The following is a 21712-nucleotide window of genomic DNA, read 5'->3' on the forward strand; positions in this document are numbered from 1 at the left end:
TGAACAAAATATATCTAATGATCACAATTACTGTTTTTTATTGCATAAGCAGTATTGGCGCAAAAGCGCAATCGTCATATTCGACCACCTCGAACAAACAATTAAAAGTAGGGGATCCCATTCCTATTTTTAATTTAATAAATCCGGAAAATATTATGGGTAAAAATGTTGATCTCAAAAATATGGATAAAGTAGTGCTACTGGATTTTTTTGATACCTACTGTACAGCGTGTATTGCGTCGCTACCCAAATTAAAAAAATTGCAGAACGAAATGAGCGATAAAACGCAGATTATTCTAGTAACTTGGCAGGATCAAAAAACAATATCGAAGTTCTGGCAGACAAATGCATTTATCAAAGAACATCGTATTGACCTGCCTATATTATATGCCGATACCCTGCTTAAAAGCTATTTTCCCCATCGTTCCATTCCTCATGCCGTATGGATTTTTAAAGAAAAGGTGCGTGCTATCACCCATTCAGATTTTATTACAGCAGAAAATGTCCAATCCCTGTACCAACAAGGGGATATTAAACTACCATTGAAGAATGACTTCGTTGATGAAAAACCAGATATGAGGTCTTTGGATTCTGCGGGAATTTACAACACAATAATCCGCTATTCTCATTTTCAGGATGGAAGGCCAGCTAGTAGCTATAAATATCAATTGGATAGCCTGACCGGGTATTACAGTTCTTCATTTATAAATCAGCCCATATTTGCGGCATATACAGCTATATGGAGTAAGATCCGAAAACCTGAATTTTTATTGAAGCCTGAACGATTGTTGTGGACAGTTTCGGACTCTAACCGATATAAAAACTTTGGTGGTCCGGGCACAGGGCAGGTATGGTTATCCAAAAACGGGATTTCTTATGAACGATTTGATCGGAATCAGCGAAATGATAGTATACAGGCAAAAATTGTGCTGAACGATCTTAATAATTTATTAAATATTGATGTGAAATGGACAAAACGCAAGAGAATGGCTTGGGTGATAAAAGGAAAATATAAACCTTCAAGAGAAAAATTGGTAGGACAGAGTCTCGAAGGAACTGGCGTTTTGGCATTTATACTTGATCTTGCCGATAAATATCCCGTAGCAATTGATCAAGTCAAGATTAAGGATAAGATTATTTTGCCTGAATTTGGCTCACTTAATGATTTAAACCAAATTTTAGGATATTATGGACTGAAAATAGTCGAAGAAGAATGTCTTATCGATGTACTGGAGTTTAGAGAGAGGAATTAAATCAGAAAGGGGCGCTTTTGACGCCCCTTTTTCCGTTTGAGCATAAACTCTGACGTTAGCCCCTAATCCTTCAGACTTACATTCGTAGAAGCTGTCCTGTTGTGCAATGCAACGATCATTTCGTTTTTCAACGCATCTGTTAACTGTGGCTTGTTGTTGCTATCCGGTGTAGCTTGCACAGCACAGATTTGATCTGTTCCAGCACAGGAAGGTTGGCTTCCCTGAATTGTATAGTCGTTAGGAATCGTAGGGTTACCGCTTGGATTTAATGAAAACCACGCCATAATTGTATGATTTAAATTTCCTAATTTAGATTTATGAACTGATCACAATGCCGGTATCTACCTTGGTAAAACAGATACCACATTGGCCCCGAGTCCGCGCTTAGCGGACTCTTTGGTGTTGGCGGTGGGACTCCTTATTTTGCCAGACCATTTTTCCTCTTACCGCCAACGCGGGAATACGGCAAACTTACGCCTGTACCGCCGTACGGTCAGACCTGTGCCGCAACAGCTATCCGGCAGGATCCACGGATCCCCCGCAGGGCAGGCGGCAGGCTCCTGCAGCTTTGCTGGATCGCCACACTTCGGATCGCTGTCCACAACGATCGGACGCATCATCGAGCCTCCGCCATTACCCTGTCCTTTGCCATTTGTCTGTTGCTGCTGTTTGTGCATACTATAGTTATTTTAATTCACCCCTTGCTGATATGATGATTGACGCTAACATAAAATAAAACCCCTGATAATCCGTCGTATCATCTTATACCAAAGTTAAGGACTGGATCAAACGAAAAAGCTGTCCATTTTGATCCAAAAGACTGTCCAAAATGAATTTTTTGCATATCGATGCTCAGAGCAGGCTTTTTCTGTAAGCATCAGGAGTCATTCCCGTCTCACGCAGGAAATATTTGTGAAAGGAAGTCTCGTCCCTAAAACTACATAGTAGTGCCACGGCGACTATTTTTTCTCCAAGCTGCAAAAGGGCTTTGGCTTTTGCAAGCCGGCATTGTTTGCAATAGTGGCTGATCGTGCAGCCGTAATGCAGGCGATGTAGCTTGTTGAGGCGTGATTTGGAAAGGCAGAGCGCGTCAGCTATGCTGTCTATGCTGATACCGGTATCGCTGTCCCTATAATGTTGTTCGATATTACTGCGTGCCAGATCGACCAGTAGTCGGCTTGCCTGATGGTGCTCGTATTCGATCTGTATTTTTCTGATGCTCAGTGCAAAGAGATCTTTCAAGGTCATAAGGATATTGAACGCGGAGCTTTCTTTGCCGAGTGACAATTTCTGCTGAAGCTCCAGGATCTTGTCGCGGGTATTTTTCTCCGCACGGAAATCTATGCTCGTGACCAGATGCTGATACACGGCCCGCCGTGCCTTGAGCACAGGCTGAAAAAAGGGATGGATATCGGCGTGCTGGCCAAACAGGATCTCGGGCTCGAAACAAAAACCATAGACCAGGTAACTGCCACTTTCAAGATGGACTGTATAGTCGGCAGGGGGCGCATACATGTAGACCGCGCGCTCAGGCTGCATGGAGTATTGTTGCTGCTGTCCATGCTGTTGTAAAATCATACTAGATTGTGCCTTAATCATATAGAAAAGTTGGATAAAGGGATGGTTGACTTTTACGCGCACCGTCAGGGGGCTGCTGATGTGCGCCTGTATACAATAGACCGTCCCCGTCAGGGTAGTTAAAATCTCTTGCTGTAGCCAGTCATCGCCGCTCTTCCAATGGCTGGAATGAGCGCCGGAAAGCTTGACAGATCCAGCACTGACCGGACCTGCGTGCCTGGTCAGTGCTGGAGAAAGATCCATAATCTCAAAATATAATTGCATAATAGGTTATATTGGTTATATGGGAATATTAGTGAAAGGGATCGGGTTCGGTCCAATATTTCGCTAAGGGTACCTACGGCAAATGATACCTGATATAAATGGATACGGGTAGCCAGGCTGTCCCTGCCTGACGTTGGGTGGGTGAATTCGGGTTGTGGTAAACGCGATCCTTGACATGTTCGCCTTCTCCGGGTTTGGCATCCTTCTGGAAAATAACGCTTTGTCCTGACTCCCAGGTATTGGCGATGCCTTCCGAAACCTCGCTCGCAAAAGCAGCGGACATATTTTGGATCTCCATTTGCTGACTCGGACTGAATTCAAAATTATCCAGCAAAAACAGCGGAAAGTTGCTCCGGACGGAATGAATGAGGGTAGCGCGTGCGCTTAACGGTAACAGCAAAAACTTGTACTGAAACTGGCCTACACCGGCATTGTCAAATGTGCTTTTCATGTTTGTTTATTTGAGTGTAAATGATGTCCCATAACCCGTGTACCCGGGTCGTAAGGGAAGTATATTTATTTTATTATAATGTAAACTGCTGCTGCGACAGTTTATCGGCTGTACAAATTTAAAACAGATTTTTATCGCAAATCAAGCTGTATATGAGGTAAAATAGGTAATGTACCTGGTTGTGTACATTTTGTTTCAGTAAAAAATGAAATAACTTGTAAAATAGTTTATTCTAAATTTATTTTTAAGCTAAACATGCGTTATTATTATTTTTTAAGATACCGTTATATGCTGTTTTTTGTTAACTTAGGGCTGCTTTGTCATTAATTTTTTAACTTAACACGCTTATGGGGAAGTTGATTAGCCTGTTTAACTGTTACTATTTTATCGGAATATTTATTTTTGCACTTATGGTTAATCTGGGCAGCGCCTGGCCTTACCCCATGTCACGGCTGGAAAGGGATCCCATTATGGCGGGCACCATAGCTGCGACAATTCCACTGACCGTATTATACCTGTATTTTATTGCCCTGATCAGCCACAGGCTGCGATCATCGGGAAATAGATTTGTCAAACAACGGGATGGAACTGGCCTCGTCTTCTTTGTCAGCTGTACGGCATTGCCCATTTGGCTGTGCCATCTGCTGGTACTTTACTTTACGTTTACGGCGGTTTCGGCGAAATCGCTGTTTTCTTCGGCTTACTTCGCAGCGGATTTTTGGTTTTTTGCCATCCCGCTGATTAGTTATTGCAGCTATCTGTATTTCTATCCCTTAAATGCGCTCTTTACATTTAAAAATAGCCGGGTGCTCGAAGAGGAGCAGCGTGTGCTCAGGAGGCAGATCGGTAGCCTGACTACAACTTGTGAAGATCTTTCTGCCGCCAAACGTCGGATGAGAAATGAAAGGGATGAACTGCTGAGAACAAAGGAAGTACTTTCCGCCAGATTGTCGGTGCTGGAATCAAGAGAAAGTGAGGTCTTGCAGCTATGGCGACAGGAGCGCTCGGTGGATGTGCTCTTTACGTATTTCCAACAGGCTTATTTGCAGTATCTCCCAGATTTGGAGGGCGATCTCTGTATGTACCATATTGTTTTGGTACAAAAATCCGAAGGTGTTTACTTTGTGATACTGGTCAATGGGATGAAAATGTTATTGAATGGAGAGGGGCAATTAAAGGTGCTGGCCAATCCATGGTTTGTCAATACAAGTCAAAACGTTCTTGTCAATATGCTTTTTTGTAAAAAAGAGCTCATTGGCATACCTAATAGACAGGGTAATAAGCTGCTGCAGCTGCGTCCGCCTTACCGTACATCTTTGGAAGAAGTTTATACCTGCTCTAAATTGGATGGCTGGCTGATATCGACGCGCCGGCTGAAAGATAATTTTATTGGTTTTTGGGACTATAACAACCTGCGTAAAATGGATGAATCTCGATTGCTGGAACGGTTCAACATTTAGCCGTAGGCAAAGAACGGATTTTTTAACATGCTGGACAGTAATCTGATAGGTGTAGCAATCATACCATCGATATGCGTTTCGGTGTCCGGTATAAAGAAATTGCCATGTTACAGCTCATGGAAAAAATAAACGAATTGATGGAACAGCACCAACATTATATCCATACTTTATTGAAGCAAAATAGCCAGCTTATCGGCTTGGTCAATGACATACGGGACTGTATGGTCGCCGCGAATCCCGCGGATCTGACTTCCGATCCGCCGGACGGGCAGCAGCAGACCGGATTTAAGGGGTCTGATCCGGAGGCCTACCGCCCGGATGAATTGGTAACAATTAAGGAGGCTGCACATATGCTCCATATCTCGCGTTGGAAAGTGGACGATATGCGCAGCAGGGCTGAGCTGACTTCGCTGGAGAAAAATGGCCGGATACGGCTGATACGGCAGGAGATCGAAGCGGCCATTAAATGGTATAGTGTACCTAAGGGGAAAATATAAAATTTTGTGCGCGCTCCGGTTACCGCAATCAACTGTCTAGGGCAAAGAAATGTCAAAGAAATCAGGTTGGCGAGGTACCGGTAATTGCTGGCGGTATTTCAATCTGCCGAAACGCCGGAGGCTCCATGACACAGTATTTAATAAGTTGCGCCGTGGATGCCCGACAGTATAATGGCTCCATATATTTTGATCAGACAATAGGATCAAAAGTGCTTATTGTCATATGACAACAAGCACAGGGGAGGTTACATAAGGATACTTGGACCCAGCCTATCACCCTTGCAATAATAATTGCCAATATCTTCACAATGAATAGACGTGCTGCTTTCTGCAGCACGTCTTGTTTGGAATAACTATACTTCCACTGCATATACACAAAGGTTTTTGAGCGACGGTAGCCGCCTGTTGATATAAATCGGCCGGATACCGCTGGACGACAGCGGAAAGAACAGCTGTGACAGCAGTGGCCGGGCACAGCTCGATTATGTCGGACCGGAGCACAGCAGTGGCCCGTGATACCGTTTCGGTCCGGGATGGCTCTACACGGTCAAGCCGCTCTCTTTCATGGGGGGACTGTGCCATGCATGTACTACCTGTGCATGGTTTATGCGTATAAATGATCACGTTCTTTTGCTCCAGTCAGCTGTCTATCTCCATATGGCATAACATTGTCGGCTGCTACTTTCTCCCCGTACTGTGGCGCTATCGCAGGGGGCGGAGCATAAGCATCTCATTCCTGCTTTTGGACAGGGCAACTAAAAACAACATTGTGGCCTTTTCCCGCTGCGGTATCACGCCAGCAATTGAGGGAACGGACTAGGGCGATTATTGCCGTCAAATATCATATAATGCCTGTTTTTTGCGTGTAATTTGCGTGGAAAATGACTTTGTTGCCAGCCCTTGCCTGTTAGTTGGCTATTGCTCTTTTGTTGGCTAAAATTTGTGTCATCCTACAGGAAGGGCCCTCCTGAACAATAGGATACATGGATTTTAAATTTTATTAAAATGAGACAAGCAAAAGTTTATCAGAATTATGCGCGCTGGGACGATTACTCACTGGCGACGCTCGCAGGAAGGACATTATCCTTCATTACTGGAAACACACATTTCCCTACACCCGCGCCTGAGCTTACGGCATATGGTGCTGCGGTAAATGATTTTAGGGAAAAGCATGAAATCGCAAGCCGGCGGGGGAGTGCCCTGGAGATAGCGGCCAAAAACAATGCACGTGATCTTCTGCTCGAACTGATGAAGCAGATGGCCTTTTATGTCAATACCGTTGCCAATGGCGATCAACAGATCCTGGCGAGTTCGGGTTTTGAGCTGATGCCGGTACCAAAGGCGGTGGGGTATCCGGGAATCGTGGGCGGTCTGCAGGTTACGGATGGCCGGGTGAGCGGCGAGACACGCTTTTCCTTCAATGTGATGCGTAATGCCTGGGAATATGAATATCAGATAGCAACTTCGCTGGATGCGGCAGGATTACCGGAATGGGGCGAACTGATGCGCACCACTACCAGCAGGCTCAATTACCTGCCCATAGCTGATCCGGGCATAAAAGTTTATGTCCGCGTGCGGGCGCGTAACGGAAAGGGGATCGGAGATTGGTGTGAAGCTGTATCGCTGATGGTACGCTAGTGGTCAGATGGATCGGGAGCCATGGATTGGCCCCTGATCCCCACTACTGTTCATATCGTTTAAACTGGGTTTAGTAACACATGATAATGTTTCTGTAAATATGAAAGCAATAATAAAAGTCAGACGGATTAAAGCGGCCAGCAACAGCATGCTTTCCAAAGTCTATATTAATGGGGAATTTTTCTGTTATGGCCTGGAGGATGCCGTTCGCGACCAGAAGATCAAAGGGCGCACGGCGATACCGGCTGGTACCTATCCCATAAGGCTGAATACCTATGGTGGCATGAATTCACGTTATAAAAAGCATTTTCCCAAGCTACATCGGGGAATGCTGGAGATCACGGAGATCCCGGACTATTCGTATGTCTATATCCATATCGGCAACAATTTTGGGGATACTTCGGGCTGCCTTTTGGTTGGTTTTGAGAAACGCTATGTCAAAACAAGCGGTGAATATGAAATCTTTGAATCTAAAGCCGCCTATCGTGCCCTCTATAAAAAAGTATTGGCACTGCTGGAACAAGGAGAAGTCTGGCTGGAAATCGGGTTTTGAGGATCTGACTGACATAAAAAAATAGAAATGAGAAAGGTAATCAATAAAATCGGACGGGCTTTGCAGGTGATCCTGCTGGCCCCTGTCAAATTGCCGGGCAAGGCACTGAATATTATCAAATACCTCGCCATTGGTGTGGGGATTATCGAATCTGTCATGGATGAGAAAGGGGAGATCGAGAAGGAGAAGAGCGACAGGGAAGGGGGAGTGAAGGATGAAGATCAATGATATCCGTATAGGAGCGGTAGGCGGGACGTTATGTTCGCTATGGGCGAGTATATCTTTGGGTGATATCCTGCAGACCTTGGTGACCGCTGCTCTGGGAACGCTGGTCAGTTTTGCGACAAGCCAGTTGCTCGGAAGATGGGCCAGACGGAAAAAGTAAATGAAAGAGCACCTTCGGGTGCTTTTTCTTATTTTTTCCGTTTACCCGTGGCCGTTTCTCGTGATAGGCCTTCTTCATCTTTTCCACAGCCTTCTCAACCTTTCTTGTTTATGATATAGTAATACCAATCGAAGGTACCCCATTTTAAAAGGATGTTCCTTTTCGATGGGTGATCCTGAAACGATGGGAATGACTGGTGTTACATTGTTGTCCGCTATTGAGGTAATGCAATAATATTTTATTATATTTCTACTACTATAATGTTAGTAATAGGCATTATTGATTGATAAATACTATTATGATATCACTTATATCTATTTCTAAGGCACAGCAAAAATTAGCCGAAAACATTCGGGGACATAAACAATGAGCTATCCAGCTATAGAAGTCCTTATAAATTTATGTTCCAAGTTTAGTCAGTACTTTACATTACTATCTCTGATCTAATACAAAAATAATTGGTTATGGATAAATAGGCGTATTACCATGAATCAAAATTTTCAAGATCATTCAGTACCATAGGTGTTGAATTTCCTCCACTAAAAATAGTCAATTTTTCGATTCCCATTGCTTTCATCAAAGCAGGAAGTTCACCTTTACACATGTGCATGTAGATGTATCTACATAAATATTTACATCTTGATGGAAACGGGCAAATCTATTTTAGGCGTTCATAAGTGAATGCAATTCAGAGTTTCGGTATGTTTGAATGTAGGAGAATATAAAATTGAAATTTTCCAGCTACGGGAAGAGGAAGGCTTTGAAGGAAACGGTTATGACTGGAGCTCTTTAGCAAACGTATTTTTAGAGGAACAAATTCCCGAATTAATTATAAAAGCTTATATTGAGGTCATAGGTCAAGCAGCAGGTGAAATTATCGACTTTGCTTAGCAATGTTAATAATTATGCGTGGAGACATAGGAAACCTTATTTAAGGGAAAAATTAATGTTCACAGAATCATTATTTTAAGAAATTTATGTTTGAAGAATTTTTTAACCAGTATCCTGATTACAACATTCAGGAAAAACCTGCGGATGAAATCATCGATAAGTATCAAAGTCAATTACCTGAAGGACTTATTGCCTTTTGGAAAGAATATGGTTTTGGATCATTTATGGGTGGTTATTTAAAAGCAGTAAACCCAGATGAATTTTCTGCAATTTTAAGCGAATCTTATAGTCCAGTATATCAAAATCCAATTGTGATGTTTGCAACGGGTTTGTCAGATTTGATTATTTGGGAAAATAACCATACTGTTCTGCTGGATTATCGACACGGGACATCACAAGTGTTAGAATCGGGATTAAAGTATCTTTTTGAAGATTTGACGGATTCATCTTATGTTGATTCGGACCTGCTTGGAAAAAATTTTATACCGGCTAAAAAAAGATTAGGCGATCTAAATTTTGAGGAATCATTTGGTTATGTTCCGCCCTTGGGATTAGGGGGAACTGAAAAACCTGAAAATTTAGATAAAGTAAATTTAAAAGTGCATATTTCTTTGATAGCACAGGCGGTGGGAAAGATTGGGTGAAATAGGGATTTGACATGGCGTTTGTAACCATTGACAGCGGAGATTGACAGTGACATCTATGTAGTCGCCATTGGAAATAGTGATCATTTTTTAGATATCGTGCATCTGGATGTGTGTTTATTAACATTTTGTCCTAAAATCAACAGTATGAATATCATTGTAATAGCGTAGTAAGGTGATGATAAGGTGGACGAAGCCCTGAATTATGATCTATTGCTTCATCGGACGATTTCTAATTTTATCTTAATTTAAAGATTAGATTTTATAAATTACAATATGAGTAATTTCTTTTTTGTAAATGAGTATAGGGTCCAAAATGAAACCCGAAGTAATGATTTGGATAGTATATTCTACCCATTATCAGAAGATGATGTTAAAATAGCGGAGGCTGAATTTGGATATGAATTACCGACCGAATTAAAAGATTTTTATATGCAGATCGGTTATGGCTTTTTCCACAAATCTAAAGGGGATATTAATAGATTGTTAGATACAACTTCCTTATTTCAGGTAAATTTAAAACGGAATGAATTCGAAGCAGATCCAGATTTAGAGGTTTATGACGATTTGTATCATGGTGAAAAACTTCTTTTTTTCGAAGTAAACGAAGGTGTTTATTTAGCTATTGACAAGGATGATGAGAATGGGAAGAATAAGATTTATTACACAGATTCGGTAATATCGGATTCATTGGAGGACTTTATTAGGTCATTCCTACATAATCAAAAACTAATTGATCAGTTAGATTAATTGTTTTTTTTTGAGCATCTTTAGGGAAAAGATTATTGTTAATCTATATGTTTTCTAATATGTTTTACGATATCCATGGGTCTGAATATGTGCATTTACTTTTTCAAATTCTTTTAAACTGCAATTGAACTCTAAATTCTTTTTGTTCTTAAATATAAAAATCAATTTTCCATCGCTATATTCCAATTCGAGTTGGTTTATAGCCGTCATCCCTTTGAAAAAAGATCGACCACTAATATTGAAATTGATCTTTTCCGAAATAAAATCAATAGAACCTCTGGAGAGGCCGCCCGAGCTAATGTTAAGCCGCAGGTAGTTCTCGCTAATCATATCATGCGATGTAATGGTCATATTTGCTGTTAGGTTTGTCAAAACTTCCTTTTTTACTACTCGTTTGGTTTCACCTGACGAAGAGAGCTTACGATGCAGAAAGGCATTTCCAGGCTTAGCCTGTCTACTGTGATAACGACTCTCATCTTCCGTCTTTGATCGTTCAATTGTGGGTTATTTTTTATGAAATAAAGTAAAATAAATGAGCTGCCAAAAAAATAATACAAATGTGATGTACATCTGTTCTGGTAAGTTGCCTGAAAAACAGAATTATAAAAGATAAGAAACTACTGCCAATAGGATTCTGCAATTAGGTGGGCTGAAGTCCAAAATACGTTTTTTACGAATCATAAACGAAACCCGGTGAATTGTAAATGATTTGCCATTGAACCATAAAATATCTTAATTTTAAGACGTAACAAGCAACAGTAAATAATTAAAAACAACTAAGTTGCCCAATCTTTGAGTAACTGCAACTTTGAAAAACCGCTAAAACATATGAATTGGAATAATTATTTATTAGAAAAGAAAAGCCCAGTTGCCGACTATGCACATCTTGGCGTTTTCAAAGGAGCTGTAAGTGGAATTTTTGACTTATCTACAATTCCTCCTGACACAAAGATTTTGGAAATGTCAACGCCTTTGAAAAAGTTCAAATTGACGTATACAAACCTTTCTTCGTTAAACGGAAATAAAAATATTGAAGCAATAATATTAGGAGAAATTGACGATGAGCGAGTGGGTGTATTTTCAACATTGCCAAATTTAAAATATCTTCATATAAGCATAAACAAACAAAATGAAATTCCAGACTTAACACCTTTGAAAAATCTCGAGGTGTTAATTCTTTCCAGTATCAAGAAAGTAGATAATATCAATTTTCTTAGAGGTTTAACGAACCTTAAAACGTTGTATATCCACGAGATAAATAATATGTCTGATTTAGAACCATTATCTTCTCTCGTGAATTTAGAAGAACTTTATTTAGACCACGGAAAAATGAGCGGAACGGGACAAGCTGTCAAAAGTATGGAGCCAATATCAAAACTGACCAACCTGAAATATCTTGCTTTTATACTTAATGTAGAAAAGAAGAATTACGACATCACAGCTTTATGTTCACTTAAAAAATTGCAAAAACTGTATATTCTACCAAGATATTTGGAAAATGGAAATAAAGAAAAACTTTTAAATGAACTACCCTTATTAACAGCATTATAAAAAAGTGAGAAATCTACTGCTGATAACGAAGGTTTTGCAATAGGGGGTGAAACTTCAACGTTCGACAGTAGTTTTTCTATTGAACTTTAGTAATAATATCAGCTTGTGTGCCTCGATTTTGAGCCGGAGCAGAAACCCTGCAACGTTGTAAGCAATTTTACTGAACCCCAAAACCAAGAGAAACAAAATGGCAAAAAAGAAAAAAACACTTCCGAAAAATTTTGACGATTTAATTAACGAAAATAATATAGACAATCTCAAAAAGGTATTTGATACCTGTGAATTAGATGCACGAGGCGGTTATGGAAAAGCAACTGCCCTTAGTTTCTTCAATGTTCCTGACGAGCTAGTTCGTTGGCTGGTAGAAAACGGAGCAGACATTGAGGCTGTAGATTATTATGAACGTACGGCACTACATCAACACGCAATGACCCGAAGTGGCAAGATTACGATACTTTTAGAACTTGGGGCAAATATCAATGCAGTTGATAAATATGGAGATACACCTTTGCATTTTGCAGCAGGAAGTAGTTTTAATGTTACTTCGGTAAAAAAATTGATTGAATACGGAGCTGATACAAATGCTTTGAATGCAAATAGGGAGACACCTCTTGAAAGAGCGCTGAACCGTGCAAGTAATATCGACATCGTAAATTTGGTAGAAATATCGAATATCCTATTGAAAAACGCAGCGATAACTCAAAAAATGCAAGATAACATTACCCGTATCGGAGAAAATTTTGAATTTCATCGTGAAAATTTTAACAAAGATTATCTGCAAGAAACTGACGAAGCGCTAAGCAAACTTTACGAAATATATAATGTTCCGCCAGTAAAAAAACGCATTATGCACGATGGTGTATCGCCAATTGTTATAAGTGGAACTACTTGGCAAAAACAATTTGAAGAATTGTGGGAACTTTTAATTCCATCCAAAGGATCTGCCAAAACAGTGCAAGGAGAAGTTGTGCGAATTGCAGGAAAAGTAAGAGATGAAATATACAGAAATGGTGGTGGGAACTGGAATCTTTATTTTAAAAAGATGCTGGACGCATTTCTCGTGCATTTAGCCTCAAATAACGCTTTGTCAGTTGAAGAACTTGAAAAACTAACTTCACTTGTACAAGACATTCGCAAAACTGGAGATGCAGAAACGGACGAACTTAATTATTTATGCCAACTTGCAACAAAGTGGGTACTCCTTAACCCGATACCGATTTTACTTGAAGAACCGAATTATAAAAGATAAAAAAAATACCGCCAACAGGGAATACCTTCGGTGAGGGCTTGGGTGTGTCAGGCGAGATGATTTGCAAAATTTGGGACGGTAATTTTTCAATTGAACTTTTATGCAAAAAAAGAATGGAAGCAACTAAATATCTTTCTATAATTAATTATTCGGAATGGGAAAAATTATGCAAATCCTATTCAGAAACACACGCCCGCAACGCAATTGACAAAGACGGAATTTTTTATTTTCGATTAAATGATAACAGCGATAAACTTTTACAAAGTTTAGACAAAATATTGTTCGCAAAACGCCCCGATATAAAGCTCATTATCTTACCTTTTCAAGACCCTGAGAAATCCAATAAATATCATGCATATACCAAACAAGATTTTGAAACATTATCGCAACTGAAAAATGTGGGGAAACTAGGTGTCTCCATTGCAGCTCAACAAAGTTTCACCGAATTTTCTATGGTTGAGTTGGTAACAGAGTTGTACGTTTATGTGGATGTAAAATCTGATCTGCGTTTATTGGAAAAGTTTCCTAATATAAATTACCTCCATTTGCAAGGCAAATTCACCGAAATAGTTTCATTATATGGGCTAAAAAATTTAAAAGGACTGAGCATATCCGATTTTCAACAAATTGATTTTTCGGTCTTACATGGCATTTCATTAAAAACATTAGTTGTTAGTGATTGTCAGGCGGGCGAAAATTTTCCGGTGTTATTATCTAACAGTGTGGAGTATTTGCAACTTTCTGGAATAAAAAAAGTTCAAAACATTGATTTTATTTCAAATGCGACAGGATTAAAAAAACTATATTTAGATGAATTCGCATTAACGGCGTTACCTGATTTTAGTAAAAATAAAAAATTAAGGGTATTACAAATCAACGCAATGCACAAACTGAACGAAATCGAAACACTTATTACCTCAAATATCGAATATTTATTTGTCTTGCTAAGCGCAGATAAAGTGCCTGCAAAAATTTTTTCCGAAGTTCTAACGAAAATCAAAACACTAAAAAAAGCCCAAATGCGATTAATGGACAGGCATGATAAACGTTATACGATAATAAAAAAGCAATTAGAAAATGCTGGAAAAAGCGACTTACTTTCGGATGATATCAATTTATTTGAAATATCTTAAATCATTCAAAAATAAATTTCAGAAATGTCCTTCAACCAAAAATAAGGTAGACTTAAGCGAATGTTCTCAAGGATTTATGGTTCGATTGCAGTTTAAAAGGGTTTGAAAAAGTGAGTACACATATTAAATGCGATGGAAATGAAGATAGTAGGGGAATTATTTTAATAATTAACATATACAAGATCAATGACAAACACAAGAGAAATTACAATTTCCAGGCTTTGGCATTTTAACAAACCGCTATCTATTGAACCGGATATCGAGCTGTTGTTCAAAAGGCCTCGAATTGATTACCGGGTTAGTGAATATGTTTTTCAATTTATAGATACCGAGATACTGCAGCCGAACCGGGTTTTACAAAAAGGAAAGCATCATTTTTGCTTGGCTTTTGGTATTTATAACCCTGAAATACACAAATTCCACCAGGAAAACCCTTATCATTCGGATAATTCAAAATTTAGGATAGCAAAATATAATAGGAAGGAATATAAGGATACTCAGATAGCATGTAATTCAACCCTATTCAACGAAAATATTTCGCCTGTAGATTATGCCAGAATTGTGTACGATATGTTTGCATGTTACCTTGTCCAGGAATTCAAAAAAATTACCAAAGAACTAATGGATAGCAAGAAAAACGATTTGGATATAAACTGTATCACAGATTTTGATTTTCCCGCAAAATTTGAAAATCATAAATATATCTCGGATAATACTTCTATTGAATTTACGCAAAACGACGGGCAAACTATAAAAAAAAATGAACCCATGGTAATTGCTGATATCTACAAAAACAGATATGCCCAATAAATAGAAAAACAGAAACAAAAAAATAAATAAAGAAGAACCAATTGAAATGAATATCTATAAAATCCAAACTGACTATTCGTATAAGAATATTTCTGCAAAGGATGAAGTGACCATCAATCAATTTAAGGATTTCAAAGGTCAGACCCTGGCCGGAATGTGGAAGGTTCCAGAGTTTCAACTGCTAGAAGATGTTACGGACGTAAAAAGTGAAAAAAACAGTGAGCAAACAAAGAAAAGAGATTTTGATGCTCGAAGCTACGGGAACATGCTTTTTATAAAGAATGAATTTGATAGTCTCTTTAACCAAATGAATATAGAGTTATTGCCGATTATAATAGAATCGGGAGAACCCGGCTTTTCCTTTTTTAATGTACTGGATATCGTAGAAGCAATAGATTTTTCAAATCTGGATTATCAACAATCAATGGAAATGTTGAAAAGCAACAATATCAAATTTATCAAAGCACATATAGGAGAATTACAGATTTTCAGAGATAAGAAGCTCATCACTTTCTATTATTGTACTGAGGGCTTCAAGACCCTGATTGAAGTAAATGGTATAAAAGGGTTGGAATTTGAACAAGTGGGTGCGGCAACGTAAATAAAAAGATATAACCAATGAATTATTTTTTAGAGGTAAAGAGCAAGCCAAATTTACCGTTTAAGTACAGTTTAACGAACCAGATCAACGGCTCTTATTTAGCTGTCGGTAAATTTATCGCAGATGCAGAAGGGACAAGTCTCATTTATGAAGATGCTGAAAACAGTGAAGTCGCATATGAAAGCCTGATCACACTAGATGTGCTGACTACCGTGGGCGGCGGCATTTTGATCAGCGAACGTTTTAAAAAACTTATTGAAGCGCATTGTAAAACCGATGTGCAACTTTTTGAAACAGCATTTATCTATAAGGAGCAGAAAAACACCAGTTATTTTGCACTCAACGTATTCAATAAAGTAGATTGTTACGACCTTGATCAATCTGTTTACAGCAAACATCCTGTTGATGGCTCTTATAAATTCTCCAAAACAGTTCTAAAAACAGGTCCGTTGGAGGAATATAGCTACCAATATCATATCGTCCGTTCGGCAGAAAATAATAAAATTGTTGTGTCCGGGCAGCTCAAAAAAATATTGGAGGATAATAAAATAAACAGCATCGGTTTTAAGAAAGGATAAGAAAAAGTTTACATCCAAAACATCATTGACTATGAATTTTTATTTAATAAGGAATAGATGTTCCACAGCATGCCCTGACCAAAGTAAAAAAACAAAAAACACGCTAATGAAAATCATGAAAATAGACTGGGGGAGTGTAGAAATTGAATTTAATGGAATAGATATCTATCGTATATGCCGTGTTTACCCTTGGTATCATGAAGCAGAATGGTAAGCAGATGTAAAATAAAGGAAAAGATTATGAACAAGAAAATGAACAGACTTGAACAATATTTTGACAGTAGCGCAAGCAGGGGCTGGGATACTCTTGTGAAATTGGCAACGGAGACCTCCTGGACGTATTCTGAAAGTCAAAAACTTTTGGAACAAAAATTGAATAACCATACCGATATTGCAAAAGTGTTATATGCACTTTTGGGAGAAGAAAGTTTGGATTGGGTATATCGCAGAGTTCCTGCTCTTGATGGCCTGAGCCCCATAGAGTGCCTGGAAACGCCAGAAACTATAAAAAGGTTGAAGGAGGCGCTGTGCAGAATGGATATTTAAAAAATGACCAAACATGAAAATACTTATAAAGATCATCCTTCTATTGCTTGCCGTTCAACTTTCCTTTGCGCAAAGCATTCCTGAATCCGTAAAGTTAGCCTTTGCAGGTGTCTGGCAGTATAAAACGAAGTATCAGACCAATACCGTCAAGATACATTTTGAACCGGGAACGGATTATGCACTTTTTACCGATATAGGTTCAGGTATGGCTCCCGCAAAAACACTTAAGGCTAATATAAAGGGAAAACTCCTGCTCATTCCGGCGGTACAAAATGAAAATGATGAGATTGAATTACAAATAATAAATGAAAAACTTTATTTGCATGCTACACCGGTTCTTTGGGACGCAAATGGAAAACGACTTCAATCGCAGGATGCTCAAAAGGTTCAAAGAATTTTTAAACGTGTTAAAAGGCTATAATAAGTAGAATGTTATAAGGCGGGACTATTTACTACCCTGATTATATTTTCATGTTATGCATTTATACTACTTAAAAAAGAAACAAACGCCCGTTCGCTGTATTTATTTTAATGAACTTCCTGCCAATATAAATTTGGACCTTTCACCAATTAATTTTATAGCTAATTAGCTCAACTTTGCTCTATAACTTTTAAATATAAAAATATGAGCAAAAGAATTTTAATTACAGGAGCTGCAAGTGGATTTGGAAAAATTGCTGCATTTGATTTAGCAAAAAAAGGACACAAAGTAATAGCAACAGCACAGGTTTACCCGCAAATGAGCGACCTGATAAGAGAAGCCAAGGAGCAAGGAATAGAATTGACCGTGGATAAATTAGATGTAACCAATGCAGCAGACATCGCTTACGTCAGCCAAAAATACGACATCGATATTTTAATCAGCAACGCCGGAATTATGGAAGGCGGACCAATTGCAGAGCAACCCATAGATTTGATCCGTTCGATGTTTGACGTCAATGTTTTCGGTGGATTGCAATTGGCGCAAGGTTTCATCAAGAAATTCATTGACGAAAAAAGGCCTGGCAAAATTGTTTTCACAACGTCAATGGGCGAATTATGGACGGTTCCTTACGTTGCCGCATATTGTGCTTCGAAACACGCAATGGGTTCCATCGCCGAAGGTTTGAAAACAGAATTAGCACCATTCAACATCAAAATTGCAACTTGTAATCCCGGTATTTTTGGAACTGGTTTCAACGACCGTGGCGTGGACACTATTTCACGTTGGTACAATCCATCAACCAATTTCACACCTCCATCAGCTTTTGACGGGACAGCCGAAGCTTTGGCAAACCAGTTAGATCCTCAATCAATGGCCGAATGCATCGTAGATGTGGCTTTGGATGAGAATTCTAACTTCAGAAATGTACATCCAAAAGAAACCGAAGATTTTGTAAAACAACTGCAGGCAGACGCCTGGACAGCAAAAAGCTAAATGAAATTCCGGAAAGCACGGACGAAAGATCTGTGCTTTGCTCCACAAAAGAGCTCCGCTCAAGTCGGGTTGTGAATATCGGGTTGCCGTCAACTCTATTTGACGATAAAAAGAACAGTAATCATTAGACAGAAATAAAATGAACATCACTTATAAGGAAGCAACAAAAGCATTGAACGTTGCGATAGAAAAAGCAAAAACATTAAACATTCCAGTAAGTATTGCCGTGGTTGATGCAGGCGGACATTTGATTTCTTTTGCAAGATTAGATAGTGTTTACGGTGTAATTGATTTTGCGGTGAAAAAAGCAAGAACAGCCGTAATGTTTGGCGTCGACAGCGAAATAATGGGAACAATCGTTTCCGGTGCAGACATTCACGGATACGGAATGCTGAATTCAAATGACGGATTATTGACCATTGCAGGTGGTGTTGTCATCAAAAATAGGGAAGGCAATATTATCGGAGCTATCGCATCCTCGGGTGGTTCGCCGCAACAAGACAAAGAAATTGCAAATGCAGGGGCAGTTGTTATCAATTAAAATTTAAGATATTTGTAGTATGGAAGCAAAGCGTGAAATCATTTTTGATAAGTTGGTTTATTCCTGTGTTTTTGAAAAACACAGAGGAAATGAAGAATTTATTCCCGAGCATTTTTTAGGGTTTCAACTATCGGGAGAAACGCATGCTTTCCACGCTGATGGAAATACGATAATTCCAGAAAATACAATTGCATTGGTTCGGAAAAACCAATTAATAAGGACAATTAAGTATCCTGCAAAATCGGGGAAATATCAGTTTTTATCGATTACCTTGGACAAGGAAACGCTACAACAATATGCTCTGGAAAATAAGGTTGTGGTAGATAAAAAATATTCAGGTAAACAGAAATTGTTTTTTGAACCGGATGATTTTCTACAAAATTATTTCATTTCATTAGCACCTTATATCAATAAGACAAAAGAAGCAACACCAAGATTAGCAGATTTAAAAATCAGGGAAGCGATAGAATTGTTACTACAGAGCAACCCTGATTTTAAACAAATATTATTCGATTTTTCTGAGCCATACAAAATGGATTTGGAAGAATTCATGAACCAAAATTATATGTTCAATGTTTCGGTGGAATCCTTTGCTAAGCTCACCGGTAGAAGTCTTTCGGGCTTTAAGCGAGACTTCTCCAAAACATTTAACACAACACCAAAACAATGGTTGCTGGCAAAACGTCTGGATGAAGCTCATTATTTAATCAAACATAAAAAGCAAAAACCGGCCGATTTTTATCTGGATTTAGGCTTTGAAAACCTGTCTCATTTTTATACTTCGTTCAAAGAAAAATTTGATTTAACTACCTCGCAAATTTAAAAAGAATGGATTTTATACAATATATGGAAACCTCGAATGCTTATCAACATCAAAGCTTGCGGCTTTCTTTTGACTTGTTTTCCACCTACAGAAGGTTCCCCAAAGTTCCGGTATATATAAGCACTAAGGTAATGGAATCGAATACTGCATGCGATAAAATAACTATCCAAAGGTTATTGTCAAAATTCTTAAATAGAAATCCCCAGAAAAATCCTCCTAATGTCGCTGCTACTATCCCATAAATATCCTGTTGCCAATGGTAAAGGCCAAATAATAGGCTGGTTGCAGTAATACTGAGGGCTATACTTGAATTTTTGAAAAACGTTTTTTCGAATATGGATTGGATAAAGCCACGAAATACAATCTCTTCGTAAAACCCGCCTACAAGCCATGCCATGCTAATGTACATTATTAATCTTTGCATACTGCCCCTTATAAAGTTATATTCTGTATAGTCTGGAACAACGAAGAGATTTTTTATCAATGGAATGTAAACAAACTGCATAAAACCCACCCATACCACAGCTGAAATTATACCGATCAGAATTGCTTTTCTTGTAAAAGATCTCTTGGCAAGACCTATATCGCGAAAAGTCCTGCCTTTTTTCCGAAGAAGAAACCAGATCATCAGCAGACAAACAATAGAATAAGAATAAAGCGGCAGGGGGACCAGGTGGGGGAATAGTACAAGAAATACTATACCACCCGCATCGGTAAGCTTGTTAAGAGCGTTATTTTTCATTTTATCCATAGAAATCATTGTAGATCAATTTCTTGTATGCAATAAAAATAAGAATTTCTTTACTGGATATATATTTATTAGTTCATCTTCAGTTGAAAAGCTACTGTTTTTTAATGTTTCGATGTGCTGGGCAAACCATGGGTAGGTCTAAAATTTTTGCCAACTATCAGCTTTTAGTCTTTTTCTAACGTTGAATCAAATCGCCGGATTCCGTCTAGTGAATTTGACAGTATGTTATTCAAACTCTTTTTTTTACTGATATAGAAAGTATTTTGGATTTATGTTGCTGATAATGAGGTAATTTTCCTTATACTCCTGATTTAGCATCTTATTAACTTATTATATGATTTCATTTTTTAGATATTTGCATATGGCTCTATTTATAACTTTAGAGAATGTCTATAAATTGTACAATCTTGATTCTTCAAAAAAGACGGAAGGAATAGTTATTCTCAATCAACAAAATGATCCAAAAAAGAAATATACAACTAATAGCCGTCTATTTGATGGTTTATTGCTTGGATTCTTGATACAAGGATCCATGAAAGCACAGATTCATTTTTTAGAATATGAAATAAACGCAGGTGATATTGCTATTTTACAGCCGCAATTGATGATCGACACAAAATCATTGAGTGAAGATGCCAAAATTGTAACGATTGGTCTTTCCTTAGATTTTATTACAGCATTTCCAATTTTACGTGAGTTTATAATGAACAACCAAATCAGATGGCAGCCAATTATCAGACTTCAGCCTGAAGAAATAAAGTTGCAAAATGAATTATTGACGCTTATACAGAACTTCTACAATAAAAAACCTAGCCATAATAAAACGGAAATGCTTCGACATCTTGTTATGGTTCTAATTAGTATGATTTCTGAAGTATATTCTTCTTTACCGAATAGCAAAAGCTTGGTGAAAAACCGGACACATGAGATTATAGATGATTTTTATCTACTAATTTCAAAGCATGCTAACCAACAAAGAAGCGTTGTGTTTTATGCTAAAAAGCTACATTTAACACCACAATATCTTTCCACTTTCCTGAAACAGAAAACTGGAAAATCTGTATTACAGTGGATTGATCATATCACAATTCTAAATGCTAAAACTCTATTGAAATCTTCTAATTTATCAATTAAAGAAATTAGCAATGAGCTTCATTTCGAAGAAACAAGTGTCTTTTGCAGATATTTTAAAAGAATAGTGGGAGTGTCACCAAAAACCTATAGAAACGAATAATAATTTGTATTCTTTATTTCTAAACTATTTACGGATAGCTGAACATTATTAGCTTTCAGATTGTACGTAAACACCATTAAATTGTCAATACTTGCATTTTATCTCTGTTTAATT

28 protein-coding genes are annotated in these 21712 nt (G+C 38.4%); 23 read left to right on the forward strand and 5 right to left on the reverse strand.

The window, feature by feature from the left end; translation table 11 throughout:
• The first annotated feature begins 17 nt into the window (after nt 1–17).
• On the forward strand, nt 18–1253 hold the full coding sequence (locus tag G6053_RS13515) for a TlpA disulfide reductase family protein (RefSeq protein WP_165306762.1): 1236 nt from the start codon (nt 18–20) through the stop codon (nt 1251–1253).
• A 62-nt stretch (nt 1254–1315) separates the two neighbouring features.
• Here the strand turns inward: G6053_RS13515 and G6053_RS13520 are convergent, their stop codons facing one another.
• The gene (locus G6053_RS13520; RefSeq protein ID WP_165306763.1) at nt 1316–1537 is read right to left on the reverse strand and encodes a hypothetical protein; all 222 of its coding nucleotides are present in this window, start codon (nt 1535–1537) and stop codon (nt 1316–1318) included.
• A gap of 82 nt (nt 1538–1619) precedes the next feature.
• On the opposite strand from G6053_RS13520, the gene G6053_RS13525 reads away from it, so the two are divergent.
• Nucleotides 1620–1937: a hypothetical protein gene (locus G6053_RS13525; protein WP_165306764.1), complete on the forward strand. Its 318-nt coding sequence runs from the start codon at nt 1620–1622 to the stop codon at nt 1935–1937.
• A 168-nt stretch (nt 1938–2105) separates the two neighbouring features.
• Here G6053_RS13525 and G6053_RS13530 read toward each other — a convergent pair whose 3' ends face one another.
• Nucleotides 2106–3095 carry an AraC family transcriptional regulator gene (locus tag G6053_RS13530; protein ID WP_165306765.1) on the reverse strand — a complete coding sequence of 330 codons (990 nt, stop codon included), beginning with the start codon at nt 3093–3095 and terminating at the stop codon, nt 2106–2108.
• 73 nt (nt 3096–3168) lie between these two features.
• Complete coding sequence (locus G6053_RS13535) at nt 3169–3546, reverse strand: hypothetical protein (RefSeq protein WP_108634499.1); 378 nt, start codon at nt 3544–3546, stop codon at nt 3169–3171.
• 347 nt (nt 3547–3893) lie between these two features.
• On the opposite strand from G6053_RS13535, the gene G6053_RS13540 reads away from it, so the two are divergent.
• The 9 genes from G6053_RS13540 to G6053_RS13580 all read left to right on the forward strand — a co-directional run bounded on the left by G6053_RS13540 (nt 3894) and on the right by G6053_RS13580 (nt 10364).
• Nucleotides 3894–5006: a hypothetical protein gene (locus G6053_RS13540; RefSeq protein WP_165306766.1), complete on the forward strand. Its 1113-nt coding sequence runs from the start codon at nt 3894–3896 to the stop codon at nt 5004–5006.
• A 104-nt stretch (nt 5007–5110) separates the two neighbouring features.
• Nucleotides 5111–5503: a helix-turn-helix domain-containing protein gene (locus G6053_RS13545; protein WP_165306767.1), complete on the forward strand. Its 393-nt coding sequence runs from the start codon at nt 5111–5113 to the stop codon at nt 5501–5503.
• 1005 nt (nt 5504–6508) lie between these two features.
• Nucleotides 6509–7141, forward strand: a complete 633-nt coding sequence (locus G6053_RS13550; RefSeq protein WP_108634496.1) for a hypothetical protein — start codon at nt 6509–6511, stop codon at nt 7139–7141.
• Nucleotides 7142–7241: 100 nt separating this feature from the next.
• Nucleotides 7242–7694: a DUF5675 family protein gene (locus G6053_RS13555; RefSeq protein WP_165306768.1), complete on the forward strand. Its 453-nt coding sequence runs from the start codon at nt 7242–7244 to the stop codon at nt 7692–7694.
• A gap of 27 nt (nt 7695–7721) precedes the next feature.
• A complete protein-coding gene (locus tag G6053_RS13560; protein WP_108634494.1) occupies nt 7722–7922 on the forward strand; it encodes a hypothetical protein in 201 nt (66 codons plus the stop codon).
• Entirely contained in the window at nt 7909–8079 is a 171-nt protein-coding gene (locus G6053_RS13565) for a hypothetical protein (RefSeq protein ID WP_165306769.1), read from the forward strand. Before G6053_RS13560 ends, G6053_RS13565 begins: the two co-directional genes overlap by 14 nt.
• Before the next feature lie 681 nt (nt 8080–8760).
• Nucleotides 8761–8970 carry an Imm51 family immunity protein gene (locus tag G6053_RS13570; RefSeq protein ID WP_165306770.1) on the forward strand — a complete coding sequence of 70 codons (210 nt, stop codon included), beginning with the start codon at nt 8761–8763 and terminating at the stop codon, nt 8968–8970.
• A gap of 86 nt (nt 8971–9056) precedes the next feature.
• On the forward strand, nt 9057–9614 hold the full coding sequence (locus G6053_RS13575) for a T6SS immunity protein Tdi1 domain-containing protein (RefSeq protein WP_108634492.1): 558 nt from the start codon (nt 9057–9059) through the stop codon (nt 9612–9614).
• A gap of 276 nt (nt 9615–9890) precedes the next feature.
• Nucleotides 9891–10364, forward strand: a complete 474-nt coding sequence (locus G6053_RS13580) for an SMI1/KNR4 family protein (protein ID WP_165306771.1) — start codon at nt 9891–9893, stop codon at nt 10362–10364.
• A gap of 54 nt (nt 10365–10418) precedes the next feature.
• Here G6053_RS13580 and G6053_RS13585 read toward each other — a convergent pair whose 3' ends face one another.
• Entirely contained in the window at nt 10419–10736 is a 318-nt protein-coding gene (locus tag G6053_RS13585; RefSeq protein WP_241254997.1) for a hypothetical protein, read from the reverse strand.
• Nucleotides 10737–11192: 456 nt separating this feature from the next.
• Between G6053_RS13585 and G6053_RS13590 the strand changes: the two genes are divergently transcribed.
• The 11 genes from G6053_RS13590 (at nt 11193) to G6053_RS13640 (ending at nt 19613) form a co-directional block, all read left to right on the forward strand.
• Nucleotides 11193–11915 (forward strand): leucine-rich repeat domain-containing protein, encoded by a 723-nt coding sequence (locus G6053_RS13590; protein ID WP_165306772.1) that lies wholly within the window; start codon nt 11193–11195, stop codon nt 11913–11915.
• 187 nt (nt 11916–12102) lie between these two features.
• Nucleotides 12103–13164, forward strand: a complete 1062-nt coding sequence (locus G6053_RS13595) for an ankyrin repeat domain-containing protein (RefSeq protein ID WP_165306773.1) — start codon at nt 12103–12105, stop codon at nt 13162–13164.
• Nucleotides 13165–13277: 113 nt separating this feature from the next.
• Complete coding sequence (locus tag G6053_RS13600; RefSeq protein WP_165306774.1) at nt 13278–14297, forward strand: hypothetical protein; 1020 nt, start codon at nt 13278–13280, stop codon at nt 14295–14297.
• A gap of 381 nt (nt 14298–14678) precedes the next feature.
• Nucleotides 14679–15107, forward strand: a complete 429-nt coding sequence (locus G6053_RS13605; RefSeq protein WP_165306775.1) for a hypothetical protein — start codon at nt 14679–14681, stop codon at nt 15105–15107.
• Between the two features lie 46 nt (nt 15108–15153).
• On the forward strand, nt 15154–15708 hold the full coding sequence (locus G6053_RS13610; RefSeq protein ID WP_165306776.1) for a hypothetical protein: 555 nt from the start codon (nt 15154–15156) through the stop codon (nt 15706–15708).
• Nucleotides 15709–15725: 17 nt separating this feature from the next.
• Nucleotides 15726–16286, forward strand: a complete 561-nt coding sequence (locus G6053_RS13615) for a DUF1629 domain-containing protein (protein ID WP_165306777.1) — start codon at nt 15726–15728, stop codon at nt 16284–16286.
• A gap of 240 nt (nt 16287–16526) precedes the next feature.
• Complete coding sequence (locus tag G6053_RS13620) at nt 16527–16832, forward strand: DUF2384 domain-containing protein (protein WP_165306778.1); 306 nt, start codon at nt 16527–16529, stop codon at nt 16830–16832.
• A 13-nt stretch (nt 16833–16845) separates the two neighbouring features.
• Entirely contained in the window at nt 16846–17253 is a 408-nt protein-coding gene (locus G6053_RS13625; RefSeq protein WP_108634481.1) for a hypothetical protein, read from the forward strand.
• 204 nt (nt 17254–17457) lie between these two features.
• On the forward strand, nt 17458–18249 hold the full coding sequence (locus G6053_RS13630) for an SDR family oxidoreductase (RefSeq protein ID WP_108634480.1): 792 nt from the start codon (nt 17458–17460) through the stop codon (nt 18247–18249).
• 139 nt (nt 18250–18388) lie between these two features.
• A complete protein-coding gene (locus tag G6053_RS13635; protein WP_108634479.1) occupies nt 18389–18790 on the forward strand; it encodes a heme-binding protein in 402 nt (133 codons plus the stop codon).
• A gap of 19 nt (nt 18791–18809) precedes the next feature.
• Entirely contained in the window at nt 18810–19613 is an 804-nt protein-coding gene (locus G6053_RS13640) for an AraC family transcriptional regulator (RefSeq protein WP_165306779.1), read from the forward strand.
• Nucleotides 19614–19698: 85 nt separating this feature from the next.
• On the opposite strand, the gene G6053_RS13645 is transcribed toward G6053_RS13640, so the two are convergent.
• Nucleotides 19699–20364: a CPBP family intramembrane glutamic endopeptidase gene (locus G6053_RS13645; RefSeq protein ID WP_165306780.1), complete on the reverse strand. Its 666-nt coding sequence runs from the start codon at nt 20362–20364 to the stop codon at nt 19699–19701.
• 361 nt (nt 20365–20725) lie between these two features.
• Here G6053_RS13645 and G6053_RS13650 point away from each other — a divergent pair, with 361 nt between their 5' ends.
• Nucleotides 20726–21598, forward strand: a complete 873-nt coding sequence (locus tag G6053_RS13650; protein WP_165306781.1) for an AraC family transcriptional regulator — start codon at nt 20726–20728, stop codon at nt 21596–21598.
• The last annotated feature ends 114 nt before the right edge of the window (nt 21599–21712 follow it).

Origin of the sequence: Sphingobacterium sp. DR205 (assembly GCF_011064245.1) — a bacterium.
Taxonomy (GTDB): domain Bacteria; phylum Bacteroidota; class Bacteroidia; order Sphingobacteriales; family Sphingobacteriaceae; genus Sphingobacterium; species Sphingobacterium athyrii.